Origin of the sequence: Myceligenerans xiligouense (genome assembly GCF_003814695.1) — a bacterium.
GTDB lineage: Bacteria > Actinomycetota > Actinomycetes > Actinomycetales > Cellulomonadaceae > Myceligenerans > Myceligenerans xiligouense.
On the sequence record NZ_RKQZ01000001.1, the window covers coordinates 3,282,607 to 3,302,779 of the forward strand.

The window sequence follows — 20,173 nt, forward strand, 5'->3', positions numbered from 1 at the left end:
CGGCTCAGCTACCCGGAAGCCTCCGGAGTCACCGCGAGCCGCGTGCCCCAGGGGTCGGCGAGCCGCAGGGTGCGTCCGTCGTCGGCCGACGCGACCCCGTGGTGCCGCAGGCGGTCGGCCAGTGCCTCGACGTCGTCCCGTGCGGGGACGACGATGCGGACGTCGCCGAGCCCGAGGGTCGCGGCCCGCGGGCCCGCGCCCGCGCTGTGCCAGGTGTTCATGCCGATGTGGTGGTGGTACCCGCCGGCGGACAGGAACAACGCGGAGTCCATGGCCGCGGTGACGTCGAAGCCGAGGACACCCTCGTAGAACCGGCGTGCCGTAGGGATGTCGCCCACCTGGAGATGGACGTGCCCGATTGCCGCGGACACGCCGTCGTCACCGGACGCGCCGTCGTCCGCCGGCGAGTCCGGGTCGTACCAGCGGGACAGGAAGCGGTTCGGATCGAGGAACTCGACGCCCATGCGGATGGTCCCGTCAGCACCGACCTGCCACTGGTCCCGCGGCCGGTCCCGGTACAGCTCGAGGCCGTTGCCCTCGGGGTCGGCGAAGTAGAAGGCCTCGCTGACCAGGTGATCGGCACTGCCCTGGTAGAGGTGCCCGGCCCGCTGCGCCATCGACGCGAGGGCGCCGGCCAGCCGGCGCTCGTCCTGGAACACGATCGCCGTGTGGTAGAGGCCCGCACCGCGCGCGTCCCGCCCCGGCAGGTCCTTCTCCTGGCGCAGCACGATCGAGGCCACGCCTCCGCGACCGAGCGTCGCGGCCGGGCCGGACTGGTCGAGCACGTCGAGAGTCACCGCCTGCTGGTAGAAGGCGGTCATCGCGTCCAGGTCGTGCACGAGCAGTTCGACGGCGTCCATGCGGGCGCCGTCAGGGGCCGCCCCGGGAGTGGGGACGGCGGCGGGAGCCCAGGCGGGCGCGGGCACGCTCATCCGTCGAACCCGGTCCCGGCGGCGGACACCGCGACGTTCTCCTCAGTGGTCAGCATGACTCGCTCCTCAGCTTCCGGCCCGGGGCCGTTTGGTTGTTGCGACAACTTATACGGCCCAGCATGGCATCCTTTGGTTGTTGCGACAAGTAACGTACGGTGAGCCCATGACATTCCAGGTCGCCCGGATGAACGAGCAGGAGTCCGCGGCGTGGCTCGGCCTCGTCACCGTGTGCCAGCTCCTGCCGGCCGCCTTGGACTCGCAGCTGAAGCAGGACTCGGGCATGACCCACTTCGAGTTCTCCGTGCTCAGCGTCCTGCGGTTCGCCCCGGACCACACCCTGCGGATGACGGCGCTGGCGGAGACCACGAGCTCCACGCTGCCCCGCTTGTCGCACGTCTGCTCCCGGCTGGAGAAGCGCGGACTCACCGACCGGTTCCCGTGCCCGGAGGACGGGCGCGCGACCAACGTGCGCCTCACACCGGAGGGGCGGAACGCGCTCGTGCGCGCCATGCCCGGCCACATCGACACCGCCCGCCGGCTCGTGGTCGACGCCCTGACACCCGAGCAGCTCGACGCCCTGGCTCAGGTGACGGCGGTCATCCGCGGCCAGCTCGACGACGGACGGCCCGCTCGGGGGAACCCCTTCGCCTGAGGCCACGCCCGGCACCCGCTCATCCGGTCACGAGCCAGAGCAGGGCGGCGAGGAGGAAGACGGCGACGCCCAGGGTCGTCTCCAGCACGGTCCACGTCTTGAGGGTCGTCCTGACGTCCATGCCGAAGAACCGGCTCACGAGCCAGAAGCCGGAGTCGTTGACGTGAGACAGCACCGTGGCACCGGCGGCGACCGCGAAGACCAGGAGCGCGATCCGCACGTCGCTCAGACCTTCCGCTGCCACCTGCGCCGAGATCAGGCCGGCCGTCGTCGTCAGCGCGACCGTCGCGGAGCCCTGCGCGACCCGCAGCACGGTCGCGATGACGAACGCCTGCAGGATGAGCGGCAGTCCCAGGCCGGAGAGCGCGTCCGTCAGGGCCGCGCCGATGCCGCTGGCTCGCAGCACCCCGCCGAACATCCCGCCCGCGCCGGTGATGAGGATGATCGAGCAGATCGGGCCGAGCGCGTCGTCCAGGATGCGGTTCGCCTGGCTCGCCGAGAACCGCCCCGGTGACAGTGTCACGAGCGCGACGAGCACGGTGATGAGCAGGGCGACAGGCGTCTGGCCGATCAGCGTCAGGATGCCGGCCCAGGCCGCGTCCTCTGCGATGGCTCCCGTGGTGACCAGGGTGCTGACCACGGTGTTGAGCGAGATCAGCACCAACGGCAGGAGGAGGATGAGCAGGACGGTGCGGAACCGGGGTGGGGCCTGGGTCACGGTGACCGTCGTCCCCCCGCCCTCGTCCCCGCCGGCCTCCGTGGCGGCCCGGTCACCGTCGCGACCACCGTTCATCCTGCCGAACACCGCGTCGGGGATGTCGACGACGTACCGCGCGCTCAGGTACCGGGACACGTGGTAAGCACCGAGGAACCACGCGATGACCGCGACCGGCGCTCCGATCAGGAGCGTGATGCCGACGTTCCCGCCCAGCAGATCCGCGGCGGCGACCGGCCCGGGGTGGGGCGGCACCACCGCGTGCATGACGGCGAACGCCCCGGCGGTGGGCAGTCCGTAGCGCAGGATCCCGCCGCCGAACCGCCGCGCGACGGTGAAGATGATCGGCAGGAAGACCACGAGACCGGCGTCGAAGAAGATCGGGAAGCCGAAGATGAGCGCGGCGACCCCCAGCGCGAGCGGTGCGCGCTTCTCCCCGAACCGGGCGATGAGAGTGTCGGCAAGGATCTGCGCGCCGCCGGTGACCTCCAGCAGCCTGCCCACCATGACGCCGAAACCCACCAGCAGGGCCACCGCCCCCAGGGTGCCGCTGAACCCGGTCAGCAGCGCTTGGGGGACGTCCGCGACCGGGATCCCGGCGGCGATCGCGGTGAGCACGCTGACGAGCACCAGCGCGACGAACGCGTGCAGTTTGACGCGCATGATCAGGAACAGGAGGAGAGCGACCGCCGCGGCGGCGATCAGGAGCAGGGTGCCCGCTCCGTAAACGGGCTCGATCTCGGTCATACCGCCTCCTCGCGGTCAGCACTCCCTTTCGCGGATCATCATGACCTTAGCAGGGTGAATCCGGAAAATCGGGTCCAGAACGTTGGTCCTGTGTCGGCCCACCAGGGCGGTGAACCCGAGGCTCGTGCCCACGCCATCCGGCAATCGGATATGACGGTCCATGTGATATTCGAGCCGAGTCACACAGGTTCCGGGCGGGGGCACGGCGACGGGCCGGTGACGCGCCCGGCGCGTCACCGGCCCCCGCCGTCGGAGGTCAGGCCATCGCCGCCGCGTACTTGGCGGGGTCCGCGTCGAAGGCGGGCCCGCAGCCGGCGCAGCAGAACCAGTAGCGCGTGCCCTCGTAGTCCCGGTACAGGCCCGCGGCTTCGGCCACGGCCTTGACCACGGGGGTGCCCTCCATGACGGGGCAGGTGGTCGTCTCGTCGCCGGAGGAGGCGAGCAGGTTCTCACGGCCGCCGGCAGCGGCAGCCGTGTCGGAGGCGTGGCCGCCGGTGCCGCAACAGCTCGAGGCAGCCTGGGGGTCGTTCGTCATGTCGGAAGTCCCTTTCATCGTCGATGGGGTGGACTGGTTCACGAGGATCACCGTGCGGCGACGCTCCTGAACCCGCGCAGGCGCAGGCTGTTGCCGACGACGAAGACGCTCGAGAACGCCATCGCTGCTCCTGCGAGCATGGGGTTGAGCATCCCGAGCGCCGCGATCGGGATGGCCGCGACGTTGTAGGCGAACGCCCAGAACAGGTTGGTCTTGATCGTGCTCAGGGTCTTGCGCGAGAGGCGGATGGCATCGACCGCGCTCCGCAGGTCGCCACGCACGAGGGTGATGTCGGACGCCTCGATCGCGGCGTCCGTGCCGGTGCCCATCGCCAGGCCGAGGTCGGCCTGCGCGAGCGCCGGGGCGTCGTTGACTCCGTCACCGACCATCGCGACGACCTTGCCCTCACGCTGGAGCCGGGCGACGACGTCGACCTTGTCGCTCGGGAGAACCTCCGCGACGACCTCGTCGATGCCCACCTCGACGGCGATCTGGCGGGCCACGGTCGCGTTGTCCCCGGTCAGCAGGACAGGGGTCAGGCCGAGAGCCTTCAGCTCGGAGATCGCCCGCCTGCTGGTGGGCTTGACGGTGTCGGCCACCACGAGGATGCCGCGTGCCTGCCCGTCCCAGCCGACGGCGACGACGGTCTTGCCCTCGCTCTCCGCGCGGGCCTTGGCCGCGGCCACATCGTCGCCGAGGTGTTGCGACCACTCGGCCAGCAGCGACTCGCGCCCCACGAGCACGCCGTGCCCGTCGACGACGCCCTGCACGCCCTTGCCCTCGACGTTGGCGAAGTCCTCCGCGGCCGGCAGCTCACCCGCTTCCTGGGTAGCGCCCTTCGCGATCGCCTGGGCGATCGGGTGCTCCGAGGCGTCCTCCAGGGCGCCGGCCAGGCGCAGCAGCTCGGCGCGGTCGACGCCGGCCTCGGTGACGACCTCGACGAGTGCCATCCTGCCGGTGGTGACGGTTCCGGTCTTGTCGAGCACGACGGTGTCGACCTTGCGCGTGGACTCGAGCACCTCCGGTCCCTTGATCAGGACACCCATCTGCGCGCCGCGGCCGGTACCGACCAGCAGGGCGGTCGGCGTGGCCAGCCCGAGGGCGCACGGGCACGCGATCACGAGGACGGCGACCGTCGCGGTGAAGGCCGCCGCCGCCGGGAACCCGGCGACGAGCCAGGCGCCGAGCACCAGGAGGGCGAAAGCGATCACGATCGGCACGAACACGCCGGAGATGCGGTCGGCAAGGCGCTGCACCTCGGCCTTGCCGGTCTGGGCGTCCTCGACGAGCCGCGCCATCTGCGCGAGCTGCGTGTCCGAGCCCACCCGGCTCGCACGCACGACGAGGCGCCCGCCGGAGTTGACCGTGGAGCCGGTGACGGGGTCGCCTACGCCGACCTCGACCGGGACCGATTCTCCCGTCAGCATCGAGACGTCGACGGCGGAGCTGCCGGAGACGGCCACACCATCGGTCGCGATCTTCTCCCCCGGCCGGACGATGAACTCGTCGCCGACCCGCAGGTCCTCGACCGGGATCTTGGTCTCCGCGCCGTGGCGCAGCACCGAGACCTCCTTCGCGCCGAGCTCCAGCAGGGCCCGGAGCGCGGCGCCCGCCTGGCGCTTGGAACGCTTCTCGAAGTACCGGCCGGCCAGGATGAACATCGTCACCCCTGCGCCGACCTCGAGATAGATGTTCGCCGCTCCGTCCGAGGGCGCGATCGTGAGCTCGAACGGGTGCGTCATGCCCGGCATACCGGCCGTGCCGAAGAACAGCGCGTACACGGACCACAGCAGCGCGGCGGAGGTGCCCATCGAGATGAGCGTGTCCATCGTCGCCGCGCCGTGCTTGAGGTTCGTCCACGCCGCCCTGTGGAAAGGCCAGGCTCCCCACACGATCACGGGTGCGGCGAGCGTGAGCGACAACCACTGCCAGTAGTCGAACTGCAGGGCAGGGATCATCGACATCGCGATCACCGGGACGGTCAGCACGATCGAGCCGACCAGCCTCTGCCGCAAGGTCGTCAGTTCAGGATCGGTGGTGTCGTCGGCGGAGGCGTCCCTACCGGGACCGCCGTCGGCCTTCTCGGGCTCGGGGAGGACGGCCGTGTAGCCGGTCTTCTCGATCTCCGCGATCAGGAGCGCGGGGTCGTATCCCGCGGGGACGGTGACCCTGGCCTTCTCGGTCGCGTAGTTCACCGTGGCCGAGACCCCGTCGAGCTTGTTCAGCTTCTTCTCGATCCGCATCGCGCAGGAGGCGCAGGTCATCCCGCCGACCTCGAGCTCGATACCCGGCGCACCCGCCGGTGGCGCTGCAGTGGTCATCTCTACCCCTTCTCTGGTGACGCCCGAGTTCTCCGGTGAGTCCCGAGCCGGTACCCCGAGCCGGTACCCCTGGGGGGTACCGGTAGTGGCTGAAGTTATACCCCCGGTGGGTAGGAATGCAAGAGGGCACGCCTGTGACGTGGCGCACGCGGAGGAGAAGCGAGCGCGCAGCACGAAGGCCCCGGGTCAGCCGGTCAGGCTGTCCGGGGCCTCGCCGAGGTGGATCGGGCGCTACGAGCGCACGAGGCGGGTGATGGCGTCGGTCGCTTCCTGGATCTTGGCCTCGGCGTCGTCGCCGCCGAGCTTCGCGGCGTCGAGAACGCAGGTCTTGAGGTGGTCGTCGAGCAGGCCCACCGCGACGACCTGGAGCGCGCGGGTGAGAGCGCTGATCTGCGTCAGGATGTCGATGCAGTACTTCTCGTCGTCGATCATCCTCGAGATGCCACGGGCCTGGCCCTCGATCCGGCCCATGCGCTTGAGGTAGTTGGCCTTGTCGCTGATGTACCCGTGCTCGTGTGGTGCTTCGTTCGTTGCCGACATCGCAGGTCCTTACGTTCGGGAGAACCCCTCCGGGGCAAGGGTAATAGGGCGGACACGACCGCGGGAGCCGGCGCCGTGGCGGGCCCCGCTCCCCCGCACCACCACCCCCTACAGTAGGTCGGATCCTGATGACGACCGAGAGGCCGCGGCCATGTCCCTGCCGAAACCGGCACGCACGCTGATTCTCCTGCCCCTGACGCTCCTGGCGATCGGTGGATGCGGCTCCGGCACCGCCTCGCCGCCCGAGGCCGAGGGCACGCCGGCCATGGAGCACATCCACGGGATCGACGTGGACCCCGCGGACGGCGCCGTCTACGCCGGGACGCACCACGGCCTGTTCCGGGTGGACGACGACGGCGCCGAACTGGTGGGCGGGCACGTCCAGGACTTCATGGGATTCACGGCGGCCGGACCGGGACACTTCCTGGCCAGCGGCCACCCGGGCGAGGGCCAGGACGGACCCAGCTCGGTCGGGCTCATCGAGAGCACGGACACCGGAGAGTCCTGGACCGAGGCATCACTCGGCGGCGAGGCCGACTTCCACGCGCTGGAGTACCGCCACGACCGGGTGTACGGGCTGAACTCGATGACGGGTCAGCTCCTGACCAGTGACGACCTGACCACCTGGGAGGAGCTCACCCGCACTGCCATGGCCGACTTCGCCGTCGACCCGCGGACCCCCGACGTCGTCGTCGCCACCACGCAGGACGGCCTGGCCCGCAGCACCGACGGCGGCCGCACCTTCGAGGCCCTGCCGTCCGCTCCCCTGCTGGTCCTGGTGAGCTGGGCCGACGACGGCACGCTCGTCGGGGTCACACCCGAAGGGGCGATCCACACGGCCGGCGACCCGGCCGGCGACTGGGCCGAGCGAGGCCGGCTGGACGCCCCGCCCGAGGCCCTGACCGCGATCTCGTCGTCGGAGATCTACGCGGGGGCGGGCGGCACGGTGCTGCTCTCCGAGGACGGCGGTGAGACGTTCTCCGAGCCGTGAGGATCGCTCTCCGACCTGGGGCCACACCCTCACGCCGGGGAAGATTGTGCGTCTCGTTCGAGAGCCGTTTCGATCGCATTCTGGTGATCCAGAGCGGATCGGCGCTCCCGCCGCGAGATCCGGCACACCCTGCCGCTGCGGTAGAGTGTCGAGTGGATGGTTCGTTCAGGGAGGCAAGTTGGGAAACGTGGCGCGAGTTCAGATCGCCGACCTGGTCGCCGATGCGTTCGGGCCGTCCGGGGCTCACCGGTCGGAGATCCTCGCGGCGGCGGTTGCCGGCGGCGGGTCGCCCGAGCTGCTCGCCGAGCTGGAGCGCCTGCCGGACCGGACGTTCGCGACGATGCGTGACCTGTGGGACCACCTGCCGGACGTCCCGATCCGGCTGGAGCCGTGAGCCGCCGATGAGCATGAGATTCGAGGAACTCGACTGGCAGGACACGCCCCTGGGTGAGTTGACGCTGCGGCGACGGCGGGATCCCGTCGTCGGCCGGGACGTGCATGAGATCAAGCTGAACGACGAGTTCCTGATGTCGAGCATGTTCACCGCCGCCGAGGTGGACCTGGCACGCCTCGCGCTCGCAGAACTGACCGCCCGGTCGGCTGATGTCGTGGTCGGCGGGTTGGGTCTGGGCTACACGGCCCGCGCCGTGCTGGAGCACTCGGCACTTCGCCGCCTGGTCGTCGTCGACGCGCTACCGACGGTGATCGACTGGCACGAGCGCGGGCTGCTGCCGCTGGGCCAGGAGCTGACAGCAGATCCTCGATGTTCGCTGGTGGCCGGTGACTTCTTCGAGCTGGTGCGATCCGGCATGCGGTTCGATCCGTCCTCCGATCCTTCGGCCCCCGACCCGTCGGCCCCGGATCGGTTGTGGCACGCGATCGTGGTCGACATCGACCATTCACCCCGCCACCACCTGCACCCCAGCCACGCGGACCTGTACAGCCCGGAAGGCCTGAGACGGCTGGCCGGGCGGCTGCACCCCGGCGGGGTGTTCGCACTGTGGTCGAACGACCCGCCGGACCAGGAGTTCACCGCCACGCTCGAGCGAGTCTTCGCGACGGCACGGTTCGAGGTCATCCGGTTCGACAACCCGCTCCAGCGGCGCGAGGCGACCAACACGGTGTACCTGGCCACGACACCCGCGTAGCGACCCGGCGGCTGACATACCTCCCGTGACGTGAGTGTCGTTGCTCATCTATACCGCTGATGGCCTTGGTGCCAGATGTTCTTGCCCTCACGTCGCGATAGAGTAGTTTCCCGATGAATCGAGGAGGGGTCGTGGGGCTGAACCACAAGCAGATCGGCGAGGTCGCCGAACGCACCGGCCTGTCGCTGCGCACCATCCGGTACTACGAAGAGGTCGGGCTGATCACGCCGTCGGCGAGGTCGCAGGGTGGGTTCCGCCTGTACACCGAGTCGGACATCGCGCGGCTGATGCTCGTCAAGCAGATGAAGCCGCTGGGTTTCTCACTGGAGGAGACCCGAGACCTGCTCGATGTCGTGGACGCTCTCGACGGCGACGCCGCCACGGGTGACGAGCGCTCCGAGCTGCTGGAGCGCCTGACCATGTTCCAGGCTGCCGCGGACGAACGCTGCGCCAGCCTGCGTACCCAACTGGTGATGGCCGAGGAGTTCGCGGCGAACCTGCGGCGAGAGACGCGCCAACGACGACGAGAGGTGAAGTCGACCCGGTGACCGCCGGGCGGCGCGCCGCCGGAACAGATTCCGCTTCCATCGGAGTTACACGTACTCGTGCCCCTTCTCAGACGCCCGCGCGCCCTGACCCCTGACGGTTTCTACGGCTGGCACATCGTCGCCTTCGCGGCGGTCACCCTCACCATGTCAGCCCCGGGGCAGACCGTCGGGATCTCCCTGTTCATCGATCCCCTGATCGCCGACCTGGGCGTCAGCCGGTCGATGATCTCCACCTCCTACCTGATCGGCACCGTCACCGGCGCGTTCGCCCTGCCGTGGGTGGGCCGCGCGATCGACAGGTTCGGCACCCGCCGCGTCCTGGTCGTGATCGGGCTCGTGTTCGGCGCCATCCTCATGGCCATGTCCCTGGTCAGCAGCATCGTCGGCCTGACCGCGGGGTTCGTCGGTGTCCGCATGGCCGGCCAGGGCGCCCTGGCGCTGACCTCCACCACGGTGGTCGCGCACTGGTTCGAGAAGCGCCGCGGACTGGCCGGCGGCGTCGCCGCGGCGTTCGGCGTGCTCGGGATGTCGTCCGCGCCGCTGCTGCTGGAAGGGCTCATCGCGGACGTCGGCTGGCGCACCGCCTGGCTCATCGAGGGCGCCGCGGTCTGGGCCGTCGTGCTGCCCGTCGCCCTGCTCGGCATCCGGGACCGGCCCGCCGACCTGGGCCAGGTGCCCGACGGCGTGCCCCTGGCACCGGGAAGCAGCCCGCAGCCCGCAGCCGGCCTGACCCGGGCACAAGCGCTGCGCCACCCCTACTTCTGGCTCGTGACCTGCGCGCTGGCGACCTCCGCGATGCTTGGCACCGCCGTGGCGTTCCACCAGATCAGCCTGCTCACGTCCCGCGGACTGACGGCCACGGAAGCCGCCGCGAACTTCCTGCCGCAGACCGTGGCGGGCCTGGTCGCGACCCTGGCAGGCGGCTGGCTCATGGACCGCTTCGGCGGACGCCTGCTGCTCGTGTCCGCCATGGGAATGCTCGCCGGCGCACTGCTCTGGGCGACGGTTGTGTCTCCCGGATGGTCGGCTCTGGGATTCGGCATGACGCTCGGCGTCGCGCAGAACGTCGCACGAGCCGCGGAGAACACCGGCCTGCCGAACGCGTTCGGCGTCCGGCACATCGGCGCGATCCGGGGCGTGGTGTCCTCGGTCGGGGTCGCCGCCTCCGCCGTCGGCCCCCTGGTGTTCGCCGCCGTGTTCGACGCGACCGGCGGATACGGTCCGGCCCTGGCAGGTAGCGCCGCGATCCCCGTGGGCATCGCGATCTGGGCGGCGCTGACCACCGAACCGCACGCCCTCGCACAACAACCCGCCACTGTGACGACCGACACCCCCGAGCACGGAGACAGCAACACTTCCCTCACGTTAGAGTAGGGTTGTCGTCGATCGGCGTTCTGTCCCGTGTCCGCTCCCAGGGCGGGACGCCACGCTCGACGTCGCTGACGTCCACCCCTCACGTCAGCCCCCTGTCCTCTGTGCGCAGTGCTGCGCGCCCTCAGTCCTGACCATGGCCGGGCCGGGCTCGCAGCCCGTTCCGGCGTGCGCCGTCGCGCGCCACCGAACGAACGGAAGACCTGCGTGTCCCAAGAGACCCGAGAAAGCCTGCCCGACCCCGCGCCCGAGCCGATCCCCGTGACCGGTGCTCCCGAGGCCTCCGGTTCGTGGCATGACGTCCTCGCCGCGCTGCGCTCACCACGGCTGCTGCGGACCGAGGTGCTCGCCGGACTCGTGGTGGCGCTGGCGCTGATTCCCGAAGCGATCGCGTTCTCGATCATCGCCGGAGTGGACCCCCGCCTGGGCCTGTTCGCGTCGTTCACGATGGCGGTCACGATCGCGTTCGTCGGAGGCCGCCCCGCCATGATCTCGGCCGCCACCGGCGCGATCGCCCTGGTCATCGCGCCGGTCGCCCGCGACCACGGCATCGACTACTTCATCGCGACCGTCATCCTGGCCGGCATCATCCAGGTTCTCTTCGGCGTCCTCGGGGTGGCCAAGCTGATGCGGTTCATCCCCCGATCGGTCATGGTCGGCTTCGTCAACGCGCTGGCCATCCTGATCTTCCTGTCCCAGGTACCGCACCTGACCGGTGTGCCGTGGGCCGTCTACCCGCTGGTGGTCGTCGGTATCGCGATCATGGTGTTCTTCCCCCGGCTCACCAAGGTGGTCCCCGCCCCCCTGGTCTCCATCGCGCTGCTGACCGTCGTCGCGGTCGCCGCCGGCATCGCCGTACCGACGGTGGGCGACGAGGGCGCGCTGCCCGAGTCCCTGCCCGCCCTCTTCTTCCCCGACGTGCCCCTCACGTTCGAGACCCTGCAGATCATCGCGCCCTACGCCGTGGCGATGGCCCTGGTCGGCATCCTGGAGTCCCTGCTGACGGCCAAGCTGGTCGACGACGTCACCGACACCCACTCGAACAAGACCCGCGAGGCCTGGGGGCAGGGCGTCGCGAACATCGTCACCGGCTTCTTCGGCGGCATGGGTGGCTGCGCCATGATCGGCCAGACCATGATCAACGTGAAGGCATCCGGCGCCCGCACCCGCATCTCGACGTTCCTCGCCGGGGTGTTCCTGCTGATCCTGGTCGTGGGCCTGGGCGACGTGGTCGCCATCATCCCCATGGCAGCACTGGTCGCGGTCATGATCATGGTCTCGGTCGGCACCTTCGACTGGCACTCCGTCCAGCCCGGCACCCTGCGCCGCATGCCCAAGTCGGAGACCGCGGTCATGCTCGTCACCGTCGTGGTCACGGTCGCCACGCACAACCTCGCCTACGGCGTCATCGCCGGCGTCCTGGTCGCCATGGTCATGTTCGCCCGCCGCGTCGCCCACTTCACCACCGTCACCCGCCTGGACGCCACCGACGAGGACGACCAGCGCGTGTACGCCGTCCAGGGTGAACTGTTCTTCGCCTCCTCCAACGACCTCGTCTACCAGTTCGACTACACCGGCGACCCGCGCAACATCGTCATCGACCTCTCGCAGGCCCACATCTGGGACGCCTCCAGCGTCGCCGCCCTGGACGCCGTCCGCACCAAGTACGAACGCCGGGGCAAGAACGTGACCATCATCGGCATGAACCCCGACACCACCACCCGCTTCGACCGGCTCTCCGGGCGGCTCGGCGCGGCGCACTGAGCTCGGCCGAGGCACGCGGGCAACAGGAAGGCGCGAACCCGGAGACGGATGTCTCGGCGTGTGGATGCCTGTGCGGGCCGAACTGCAACCCGGTCAGCTGCGGGCCGAGGCGGGAACGCTAGTCGTCGAAGAAGGTGTCGGGCCGGCCGAGGAACCTGCGCCAGAGGCCGACCGGTACGAGTTCAGCCCACTTGCGCTCGGCGATCCCCTCGTCGGTCAGCTCCAGGATCTGTGCTCCAGGCAGGGCCGCGACCATAGGTGAGTGGGTCGCGTAGATCACCTGGGCGTCGTGCTCGGCTACCAGGTCCTGGAGCCGGTACAGGAGCTGGAGGGTCGATTCGAACGACAGCGGGCCCTCGGCCTCGTCGAGCAGGTACAGGCCGGGGCCCGTGAACCGTCCCGCGATGGCCTGGAGGTAGGACTCGCCGTGGCTGACTTCCCAGGAGGGCTGGTCGCCGTAGCCTGGGAGTCCGGACATATGCGTGAGCATCCCGTACGCGGTCTCGGCACGCAGGAGAAAGCCCTTGGCCTTGTGGTGGCCGAGCATGCGGCGGCCCGCCGTGGTGCGGTCCAGCATGATCGCTTCGCCGAGGGGGCTCAGCTCCACGTTGCTGGCGTACTTGCGCCCGCCGTGTCCTCCTCGCACGTCGATGCCGTATCCCTCGGCGATGGCTTCGAGCAGGGTGGACTTGCCGCTCCCGTTCGCCCCCACCAGGATCGTGATGCGGCTGGACAGGTCGATACCGTGGGTGACCAGCTCGGCGACGGATGGCACGGTCCAGGGCCACTGCCCTTCTTCGACGAGGGCCGGGTTCACGCGAAGTCGCTCGATGAGCACCACGTCAGCCTATCCAGGCCGAAGGTGTTTGTGATGTCGCAGGACATCGGAATGATGTCCTGCGACATCACAATGGTCGGGGTGACAGGATTTGAACCTGCGACCCTCTGCTCCCAAAGCAGATGCGCTACCAAGCTGCGCCACACCCCGTACAGCCCCGCCATGGCCAGGCCAGAGCAAGTGTAGTGCCACTGGTCAGGATGGCGAGTACGCCGGGCCGTCGTCCGCAGCCCGACGGGCGGACGTTCGAAGGCTGTGACAGATCGCGTCGGCCGAGGCCGCACGAGACGCTCCACGTTTGCTATCGTGAGCCCGCGGTTCGACGACGGACGGTGCGCTCGGAGGGGTTGCCCCAACCATGGCACATACCGTCGTCGGGACCGATGCGGGCGTAGCTCAATGGTAGAGCCTCAGTCTTCCAAACTGATTACGCGGGTTCGATTCCCGTCGCCCGCTCGCGATGTGAACGGGCAGGTCAGAAGCGGTTTCTGACCTGCCCGTCGCGTGCTCCGCGGGGCTTGGAAGCTCTTCTCCGTGCCCTTATATGCCCTAAGTCTGTGACGGCTGGGGCAGGAGCAGGAGCACGACGATGTCCGACTCCCCCACGATCAATCCCGCTCGCCGCGGTGACGCCTCCACGCCTCAGGGCGTGAGAGCGTCACGACGCACCCGGCGTGCCGCGTACGGCAACATCCGGGAGACGCGGCCGGGCCGCTTCCAGGCCCGGTACACCGGCCCGGACAAGAAGCGCCGACCCGTCGGCACGTTCGACACCTACGACGCTGCTGCCGCCGCCCTGGCGAAGGTCCTCGCGGACGTGCACCGCGGCACCTATCGCGAGCCTGAGACCGGCGAGATCGCCCTGGGCGAGTACGCACCACGCTGGCTCGCGATCCGCGAGCTCAAGGACACCACCCGCAGCAGGTACGACGACCTCCTGCGCCGGTGGATCCTCACCCCCCTGGACGTGCCCGGCACCGCCCGCCAGATCGACCTGAGCACCTACCCGCTTCGCTCGATCTCCCACGGCGTCGTCAGCGAGTGGTACGCGGCGCTGAAGGTAGCCACGGCCAAGTCCGCCGAGGAGTGGCTCGCCCGGGGACCCGGACCGTCCGAGGCGCAGCACGTGCGCGCGTGGGCCCGGCAGAACGGCCGCCCGGTGAAGGAGTCCGGGCGCATGCCCACCGCGCTCTGGGAGGCGTGGCGCGCCGCCGACTCTCCCCCGGCGGCCGAGGCTCCGGAGAAGTCGGCAGCGGTGACCGGACGCACCCAGGCCGCCCGCGCCTACGCACTACTCCGCACGATCTGCGGCGACGCCGTACGCGACAGGCTGCTGGACGCCAACCCGTGCACGATCCGGCGTGCCGCCAAGACCAGCCCCGCCGAGCGCGTCATCCCGGCGGGCAGCGTCGTCGACATGATCGCGGCCGCCTGCAGAGGCAGCTCGGAGCGCTACCGTGCGGCCGTGATCGTCTCGGCGTGGTCCGGGCTGCGAGCCAGCGAGCTGTTCGCCCTGCGCCGCCAGGACGTCGAGCGGACGCGCAGTGGCGGCGTACGGCTGCGGGTCCGTCAGGCACTGGTGGACGTCACCGGGAAGCCGCTGGCGTTCGGCCCACCGAAGTCGGACGTGGGAAAGCGCCCCGTGCACCTGCCGCCGGACGCGCGATCCTGAAGCACCTCGACCAGTTCACCGGCCCGAGCCCCCAAGCCCTGGTCTTCACGACCAGCACCGGGCGGCCCCTGCGTGCATCGCAGCGCACCCAGATGTTCTCCCGCGCCAAGGCACGCGCGGGCATGCCGGCGGAGATCCGATGGCACGACCTGCGTCACCTCGCCGCGACCCGTGCCGCCGAGGCGGGCGCAACGCTGGCCGAGCTGATGAAGCGGATCGGGCACTCCACGGTCGCCGCTGCCATGGTCTACCAGCACGCCACCGACGACGGCGACGCCCGGCTCGCCGAGCGCATGGCGGCACTGGACGAGGCGCACAGAGGCGGGAACGTGATCGCGTTCCCTGCTTGACGCAGCGGGCCGCGTCCGGGCGGGTTCGGGACGCCCGGGCGCGGTCACGCACCTGAGTCGTGCACGGACCTCGTCACGAACCGGGAGATGAGCCATGAGCACTACCGCCTCTTCGGCCTCGACGGCTTCCGATCCTCTCCTCGACACCGCCCAGGCAGCACGTGTGCTCGGTGTCTCCCGCTGGTGGTTCGGAGAGCTCGTCCGACGCGGCCAAGTAGGTCCGTGCGCCCGCATCGGCAACAGGATCCGCGTTCGTCTCTCGATTCTCGAGGAGTACTTGGAGCGTCTCCACGGTGACCCCGAGGATCCGTACATGACGTACGACGACATTGCCGACTACCTCGGCATCTCCAGCTGGACCGCCGGAGAACTCGTTCGCCAGGGGGAGATTCCGGGCCGGCGTGTTGGGCGCCGGGTGCTCGTCACGCGGTCCGCCGTCGATCAGTACGTCGAACGGCGCCTCGGGTGAGCACGCGCCGTCGGACACGGAACGCTCTATCCGGATCAGCGCAGGCTGACGCGTTCGTCGATCACCTTGTCCGGCTCGCCCATGAACACGCCAAGCTCGACCGGAGCGATGGCGACATTGACGGTCTCGGCCGTGTAGCGCCAGTCGCCGTGCCCAGTGGCCGAGGTCCAGCGGGCGTTCTGCAACCAGCGCACCCACCGTCCCGGACGCAACCGGACCGACGGGTGATATCCGCGGTAGGTGAAACCGAACAGCGGTCCCACACGAACAACAGGCCCTGCGTCATGGATGTCGATCCGGATCCGGTCGTCGAGGAGCTCCGACGGGAGGCGTCGGCTTTCCGGCGTGAACGCGTCGGTCTCGTCGAACACGACCTGGTGGAATGACGCCGTCGTCAGCTCATCCGGCAGGACCAGGCCGAGCGGCGCGGCCCTACGCGCAGCAGCTCCCTCAGCGCCGCGGGACGCCTTCGTCCACGACACCCGCACGATCTGGATGACCACGTCTGCGATAGCACTCACGATAGTGCTCCAGGACTGCGCGCAGTTCGTCTCGTCGGTTCGTCGTGTCCGCCGGTCGCCCATGCGGCGTACTCGATGCCGGCGCCGACGATCGGGGTGACGATGATCTCCGGCACGTCGCACGTGTGCAGAGCGCGGACATGCAGCACGAGGTGGTCGACCAGCGCGGGACGGGTCTTCAGGACGAGACGCCACTCACGTTCCCGGTGAATCTCGCCCTCGAGCCGGTACACCGACGTGATCGGACCCTCAACCTGCGCGGACGCCGCAAGCCGGGCCTGCACGGCGCCTTCAGCCAGCTCCAGTGCGGCAGCCTCGTCGTCGAACATGCTCGTCACCTGGACCAACCCTGGATCCGCCCTGCCCTCCATAACCAGCCTCGGTTCTCGTCAGTCGCCGTCGAGGTGTAGCTCGATGCCCGGCTCCCCCGCATACTGCCGGGCCAGGTCGATCAGCGCCGCCAGCGGCTTCTTCTCCTGCGGCTGGGCGCCCGCGTGGACGCGTGCGAGGTCGTCGGCGAAGTCGGCCAGTTCTTCGGAGTGCAGGATCATCGAACCGTACGGCTTGATCCGGGAGAAGAATCTGCCCGGGTGGGTCTCCGGCAGCTGCGCCACGACATCGCCGTCGTCCATGACTGTTGCGATCCGTTCCAGGCGCCGTCGTCGCGGACCTGTACCGTCTCGATGAAGCCGGTACAGGTTGGCATCCACACCCACGTCGGGTCCCTTCTTCCGTGTCTTGCGGTTCGTTCTCAACGGAGCTTCTCGACCGAGCGTCCATGGGCCGGCGGCCAGTACTCGTCGTCGTACTCGATCAGGTCCTCCACCGCCTGGCGTAGCCAGTCGTAGAAGTCGGCGAACGCCGCGACGTGCTCCCATCCGGGTGACGCGAAGTCGTGCACGACGACGACCTGTCCATCCCGGTCGAGGTCCCAACACGCTATGTCGTCGTTGTCGATCCGCTCAGCGAACGGAACCAAGACGCGCTCCCGGTACCGGTTCCGCAGTCCAGCCGCACGCCGCGCTAGCCGATCCCCGCCCAGGATCCGCCACGGCTCCAGGTCGACGATCCCCAACTCCACCACGCGAACGAACTGCCGCAGATACGTGAACCCGGACGGCAGGTCCGCAGGCCTGAGCAGGTCAGCCATCAGACCTCCCCGAGTACGTGCCGCGAAGACATGTGGCCGATCGTGCTCAGCGGCATAGAGCGTCGGTCCACGCACGGAGGCTGGGTAGTCCGTCGGTGGCCTCGGCGATGATCTGTTCCACGGGCCGACGGCGCTCCGGCGCCAACCGCATCGCGGCATCCGTCAGCTCGTGGTGGGGAACGACGACGCGCTCTGGGTCGACGGCGCTACCGGGTCGCTCACCGCCATGGTGCTCGCCCTGCACGTCGTGGGGTCCGAGCCCGTACGCGAAGAACCACAGGGCGTCCCACGCGTCCGCGGCCAGGACCGCCACGTCCCCCTCCGAGCCGATGTACACCACCGGCTGGCCGGCCAGATCCGCGCCGTCGCGGATCATCCAGGAGGCAACGTACCCGCCGCCCCCGTCCATACCGAAGGGTCGCACCTCCTGCCCCGTGACCTCGGGGTTCCCCGTCCACAGGCGAAACCACCAGCCCGTCTCGGCGGCGGGCTCCAGCTGAGGGTAAGGCTCGAAGTCGACACCGCGGCCCTCGTCGTAGTCGTAGACCGCGTCCATGATCGCTCGCAGCGGCGCCGGAGCATCATCGGGCACCGGCGGGCCGACCACCTCTTCGACCCACGCCGCGACGACAGCGAGGTCTTCCCCGGTGATGCCCGTGGTCGGGCGAACCTGGTGCAGCAGAGCGGGGGCGGGATGCGCCGCCTCGATCCACTGCCGGTCGAAGTCGCGGATCTCGTCATCCAGCCAGACGAACGGCCGCCCTGCCGCATGCCGGACGAGAGACTGAGTCTTCCAGTGCAACGCTGCCGGGACGGGGAGGTCCGGCTCGTCGAAGTCCACGACCGCAAGCCGCGGCAACGCGAGAACCGGAGCGATCACCTCATTGGCGTCCTCACCCCACGCCGTCGCCCACACCAGCTCGCACGACAACCCGAGCAGACGCGCCCCCAGTCCCCTGTCCACCATCGACATCTGCGGATTAGCTCCCGAACGCCACCCCGCTGGGTCGTCGACCGCCGCCGCGCGGTGCCCTGCTCCCAGCGGAATCACGGCGCCGTCGACGTCGAGAAACACCAGCGGACGCGCGGTCTGGATCACCGCGACACCCTATCCGGCTGAGCGCAAGGCCAGGATGCGCGTGCCCGCGTCACGCCTCATGAGTCAGGAGTGTCATCGGGAGCAGGTTCATCATCCAACCGTGGCCCTTGCGGCCGGCGGTCAGGGCCCTGCGGTTCGCCAGAACGTCTGCCGCCACCAGTCGAGAGTGGTTGGGCCGGCCAGAGAAGCGAGGACATCCACCACGCGACTCGCGGCGCCGATCACGTGAGGGCGCCGGTAAGCGCGGCGAAGAACACCACGACGCCGATGACGGCGAAGCCGACACCGAACACCCGCGAGAAGATCGCGATTGTTCGATGACTCGACGGCCCCGGCGTCTTCAGGAACCGCTGAATCCGCACCTGCACATCTGCGTGCTGCTTCGCGAACACCGCGAAGCCGACACCCATCGCGACTGCGAGCACACCCCAGCACAAAGCGAACACCTGCGGACCGGTCACGATCGCGAAGACTACCTGCCCAGCAGGACTTCTCAGCAGGTCGAGTGGATCAACGCGGCGACCGCGCGCGTCGCGGCGACCTCGTTGTAGAGAGCGACGGCGTCCTCGGTCGGCGCGACGTGAACCTCCATGCCGAGCGATTCGGCGTAGCGGACCGTGTCCTCGTGGACGCCCAGCCGTGACTCCATGCCACGGGACAGGACGATCACTTCGATCCCCGCCGCTGTCGTCTCGGTACGGGTCGCGGCGACCGCTTGGTCGACGTCGGACGGTTGGATGCCCGGGCTGTGCCGTGTGCCGGTCACGCCCCAGTCCCACGCGGTCGCGCCACCCGGACACAGGATCACGTCCTTGAATCGGCCGACGCCCTCGACATCGACCACTCCCCAGGCAAGGCGTGTCACCTTCGGAGAACCCGGGCCGCTCGTGCCGTGATCCTTCATGCTGCCGCGATCGCCGGGACGGATGTCGACGTCGGCGCGACCGGAGCCGATCTTGCCGCGCCTTGCCGTAGGTGCCCGTTCACGGGAGAAGACCCCCGCCTGCAGAGCGTGCCACCTGCGTGGGTGTGCGCGGCAGTCACGCCGACACCACATGGCCTGCCCGGCAGCGAGCGAACAGCGCCGTGAATGGACCACGCCGGCGCGAGATCCTATTGGGCCGCCTTTGAGACAGCACGAGCTCCTTCATACGCGGAGAGTACCGGCGAGCTGTGCAGAGGCTTCCGGACCTGGAAGCCTGAGAACTCACGTCCTGGGCTGTCAAGCAGAGACGCGTCAGCTCTCACGGCTTCCGACCTCGACGATCGCGTTACGAAGGCCTGCCCAAAGCTACCGCCCGGCCGCCGAGGCGTTCCACCGTGGACAGGCGCATCGTACCCTGCCCGGTGGCCATGACCGTCTCCCCGGACAGGACGTAGAACTGCCACTTGGCAATGTCCAGCCCGTCGTATGGCTCGTCCTGCGTGGTCGTGTGGACGGCGAACACGTAGACATCGGCAATATGAGCGGGTCCCATCGTGTTGGTCGCTGCATGCCACGACCTCTTTCCCGGGCGTCCTGGCAGCCCCGAGAATGAGATGACCGGCGCACCCGTCCGCAGCCAGACCTGCGAGTACCCACTGGTCTTGACCTCGATCGTCGTCCCCTCCGGGGTCAGGACGTCGAAGGCATCCCACTCGACCCGCGGCCCCGCGGCTCCGACCGCTTTGGCCACCAGGTACTCAGCCAGCAGCCCTCGGGCCGTGTTGGCCTGCAGGCTCGATAACGCGTATGCCCAGAACTCCCGGACGGGCGCATCCAGGACCGTGAACCGTTCATCACCCGTCAGTCGCGCGTCCTCAGGCACGG

General features: G+C 69.5%; 24 protein-coding genes and 2 tRNA genes. 11 read left to right on the forward strand and 15 right to left on the reverse strand.

Translation table 11 applies throughout. The features are described 5' to 3' along the window. Positions 1-8 precede the first annotated feature (8 nt). Positions 9-932, reverse strand: a complete 924-nt coding sequence (locus EDD34_RS14300) for a VOC family protein (protein ID WP_123815174.1) — start codon at positions 930-932, stop codon at positions 9-11. Positions 933-1,095: 163 nt separating this feature from the next. Between EDD34_RS14300 and EDD34_RS14305 the strand changes: the two genes are divergently transcribed. After that, positions 1,096-1,584 carry a MarR family winged helix-turn-helix transcriptional regulator gene (locus EDD34_RS14305; RefSeq protein WP_246012442.1) on the forward strand — a complete coding sequence of 163 codons (489 nt, stop codon included), beginning with the start codon at positions 1,096-1,098 and terminating at the stop codon, positions 1,582-1,584. Positions 1,585-1,603: 19 nt separating this feature from the next. Here EDD34_RS14305 and EDD34_RS14310 read toward each other — a convergent pair whose 3' ends face one another. The 4 genes from EDD34_RS14310 to EDD34_RS14325 all read right to left on the reverse strand — a co-directional run bounded on the left by EDD34_RS14310 (position 1,604) and on the right by EDD34_RS14325 (position 6,442). After that, the gene (locus EDD34_RS14310; RefSeq protein ID WP_123815175.1) at positions 1,604-3,046 is read right to left on the reverse strand and encodes a GntP family permease; all 1,443 of its coding nucleotides are present in this window, start codon (positions 3,044-3,046) and stop codon (positions 1,604-1,606) included. A 256-nt stretch (positions 3,047-3,302) separates the two neighbouring features. Then, entirely contained in the window at positions 3,303-3,581 is a 279-nt protein-coding gene (locus tag EDD34_RS14315; protein ID WP_123815176.1) for a YHS domain-containing protein, read from the reverse strand. 47 nt (positions 3,582-3,628) lie between these two features. Next, positions 3,629-5,902: a heavy metal translocating P-type ATPase gene (locus EDD34_RS14320; RefSeq protein WP_123815177.1), complete on the reverse strand. Its 2,274-nt coding sequence runs from the start codon at positions 5,900-5,902 to the stop codon at positions 3,629-3,631. 231 nt (positions 5,903-6,133) lie between these two features. Beyond that, on the reverse strand, positions 6,134-6,442 hold the full coding sequence (locus EDD34_RS14325; RefSeq protein WP_123815178.1) for a metal-sensitive transcriptional regulator: 309 nt from the start codon (positions 6,440-6,442) through the stop codon (positions 6,134-6,136). Positions 6,443-6,593: 151 nt separating this feature from the next. On the opposite strand from EDD34_RS14325, the gene EDD34_RS14330 reads away from it, so the two are divergent. The 6 genes from EDD34_RS14330 to EDD34_RS14355 all read left to right on the forward strand — a co-directional run bounded on the left by EDD34_RS14330 (position 6,594) and on the right by EDD34_RS14355 (position 12,264). Beyond that, positions 6,594-7,433 (forward strand): F510_1955 family glycosylhydrolase, encoded by an 840-nt coding sequence (locus EDD34_RS14330; RefSeq protein ID WP_123815179.1) that lies wholly within the window; start codon positions 6,594-6,596, stop codon positions 7,431-7,433. A 187-nt stretch (positions 7,434-7,620) separates the two neighbouring features. Then, on the forward strand, positions 7,621-7,827 hold the full coding sequence (locus EDD34_RS20710; RefSeq protein WP_170177084.1) for a DUF2795 domain-containing protein: 207 nt from the start codon (positions 7,621-7,623) through the stop codon (positions 7,825-7,827). Between the two features lie 7 nt (positions 7,828-7,834). After that, entirely contained in the window at positions 7,835-8,581 is a 747-nt protein-coding gene (locus EDD34_RS14340) for a polyamine aminopropyltransferase (protein ID WP_123815181.1), read from the forward strand. 131 nt (positions 8,582-8,712) lie between these two features. Continuing rightward, on the forward strand, positions 8,713-9,129 hold the full coding sequence (locus EDD34_RS14345) for a MerR family transcriptional regulator (protein ID WP_425462356.1): 417 nt from the start codon (positions 8,713-8,715) through the stop codon (positions 9,127-9,129). Positions 9,130-9,186: 57 nt separating this feature from the next. After that, a complete protein-coding gene (locus EDD34_RS14350) occupies positions 9,187-10,503 on the forward strand; it encodes an MFS transporter (RefSeq protein ID WP_123815183.1) in 1,317 nt (438 codons plus the stop codon). Positions 10,504-10,707: 204 nt separating this feature from the next. Next, positions 10,708-12,264, forward strand: coding sequence for a SulP family inorganic anion transporter (locus tag EDD34_RS14355; RefSeq protein WP_123815184.1), 1,557 nt, complete (start codon positions 10,708-10,710; stop codon positions 12,262-12,264). A gap of 118 nt (positions 12,265-12,382) precedes the next feature. Here EDD34_RS14355 and EDD34_RS14360 read toward each other — a convergent pair whose 3' ends face one another. Together EDD34_RS14360 and EDD34_RS14365 are read right to left on the reverse strand one after the other, a co-directional pair. Continuing rightward, on the reverse strand, positions 12,383-13,102 hold the full coding sequence (locus tag EDD34_RS14360) for an AAA family ATPase (protein ID WP_246012444.1): 720 nt from the start codon (positions 13,100-13,102) through the stop codon (positions 12,383-12,385). 73 nt (positions 13,103-13,175) lie between these two features. Continuing rightward, positions 13,176-13,252, reverse strand: a tRNA-Pro gene (locus tag EDD34_RS14365). A 235-nt stretch (positions 13,253-13,487) separates the two neighbouring features. On the opposite strand from EDD34_RS14365, the gene EDD34_RS14370 reads away from it, so the two are divergent. From EDD34_RS14370 to EDD34_RS14385, 4 genes are all read left to right on the forward strand, one after another. Beyond that, positions 13,488-13,558: transfer RNA gene (locus EDD34_RS14370), tRNA-Gly, on the forward strand. Positions 13,559-13,691: 133 nt separating this feature from the next. Further along, a complete protein-coding gene (locus tag EDD34_RS14375) occupies positions 13,692-14,774 on the forward strand; it encodes an Lsr2 family DNA-binding protein (RefSeq protein WP_123815186.1) in 1,083 nt (360 codons plus the stop codon). Then, positions 14,771-15,124: a tyrosine-type recombinase/integrase gene (locus tag EDD34_RS20715; protein ID WP_425462380.1), complete on the forward strand. Its 354-nt coding sequence runs from the start codon at positions 14,771-14,773 to the stop codon at positions 15,122-15,124. Before EDD34_RS14375 ends, EDD34_RS20715 begins: the two co-directional genes overlap by 4 nt. A 94-nt stretch (positions 15,125-15,218) precedes the next feature. Continuing rightward, the gene (locus EDD34_RS14385) at positions 15,219-15,593 is read left to right on the forward strand and encodes a helix-turn-helix domain-containing protein (protein ID WP_123815187.1); all 375 of its coding nucleotides are present in this window, start codon (positions 15,219-15,221) and stop codon (positions 15,591-15,593) included. Between the two features lie 35 nt (positions 15,594-15,628). Here the strand turns inward: EDD34_RS14385 and EDD34_RS20720 are convergent, their stop codons facing one another. From EDD34_RS20720 to EDD34_RS14425, 8 genes are all read right to left on the reverse strand, one after another. Continuing rightward, positions 15,629-16,114, reverse strand: coding sequence for a hypothetical protein (locus tag EDD34_RS20720; RefSeq protein WP_211341590.1), 486 nt, complete (start codon positions 16,112-16,114; stop codon positions 15,629-15,631). After that, a complete protein-coding gene (gene cutA, locus EDD34_RS14395) occupies positions 16,111-16,443 on the reverse strand; it encodes a divalent-cation tolerance protein CutA (RefSeq protein WP_211341591.1) in 333 nt (110 codons plus the stop codon). Before cutA ends, EDD34_RS20720 begins: the two co-directional genes overlap by 4 nt. A 60-nt stretch (positions 16,444-16,503) precedes the next feature. Then, positions 16,504-16,746 carry a hypothetical protein gene (locus EDD34_RS14400; RefSeq protein ID WP_123815190.1) on the reverse strand — a complete coding sequence of 81 codons (243 nt, stop codon included), beginning with the start codon at positions 16,744-16,746 and terminating at the stop codon, positions 16,504-16,506. 119 nt (positions 16,747-16,865) lie between these two features. Next, the gene (locus EDD34_RS14405) at positions 16,866-17,264 is read right to left on the reverse strand and encodes a hypothetical protein (RefSeq protein WP_123815191.1); all 399 of its coding nucleotides are present in this window, start codon (positions 17,262-17,264) and stop codon (positions 16,866-16,868) included. Positions 17,265-17,310: 46 nt separating this feature from the next. Continuing rightward, positions 17,311-18,363 (reverse strand): HAD domain-containing protein, encoded by a 1,053-nt coding sequence (locus EDD34_RS20935; protein WP_211341592.1) that lies wholly within the window; start codon positions 18,361-18,363, stop codon positions 17,311-17,313. A 221-nt stretch (positions 18,364-18,584) separates the two neighbouring features. After that, on the reverse strand, positions 18,585-18,824 hold the full coding sequence (locus EDD34_RS14415) for a hypothetical protein (protein WP_123815192.1): 240 nt from the start codon (positions 18,822-18,824) through the stop codon (positions 18,585-18,587). 32 nt (positions 18,825-18,856) lie between these two features. After that, complete coding sequence (locus EDD34_RS14420; protein ID WP_211341593.1) at positions 18,857-19,228, reverse strand: MTH938/NDUFAF3 family protein; 372 nt, start codon at positions 19,226-19,228, stop codon at positions 18,857-18,859. 406 nt (positions 19,229-19,634) lie between these two features. Continuing rightward, a complete protein-coding gene (locus EDD34_RS14425; RefSeq protein WP_123815194.1) occupies positions 19,635-20,171 on the reverse strand; it encodes a hypothetical protein in 537 nt (178 codons plus the stop codon). Positions 20,172-20,173 lie beyond the last annotated feature (2 nt).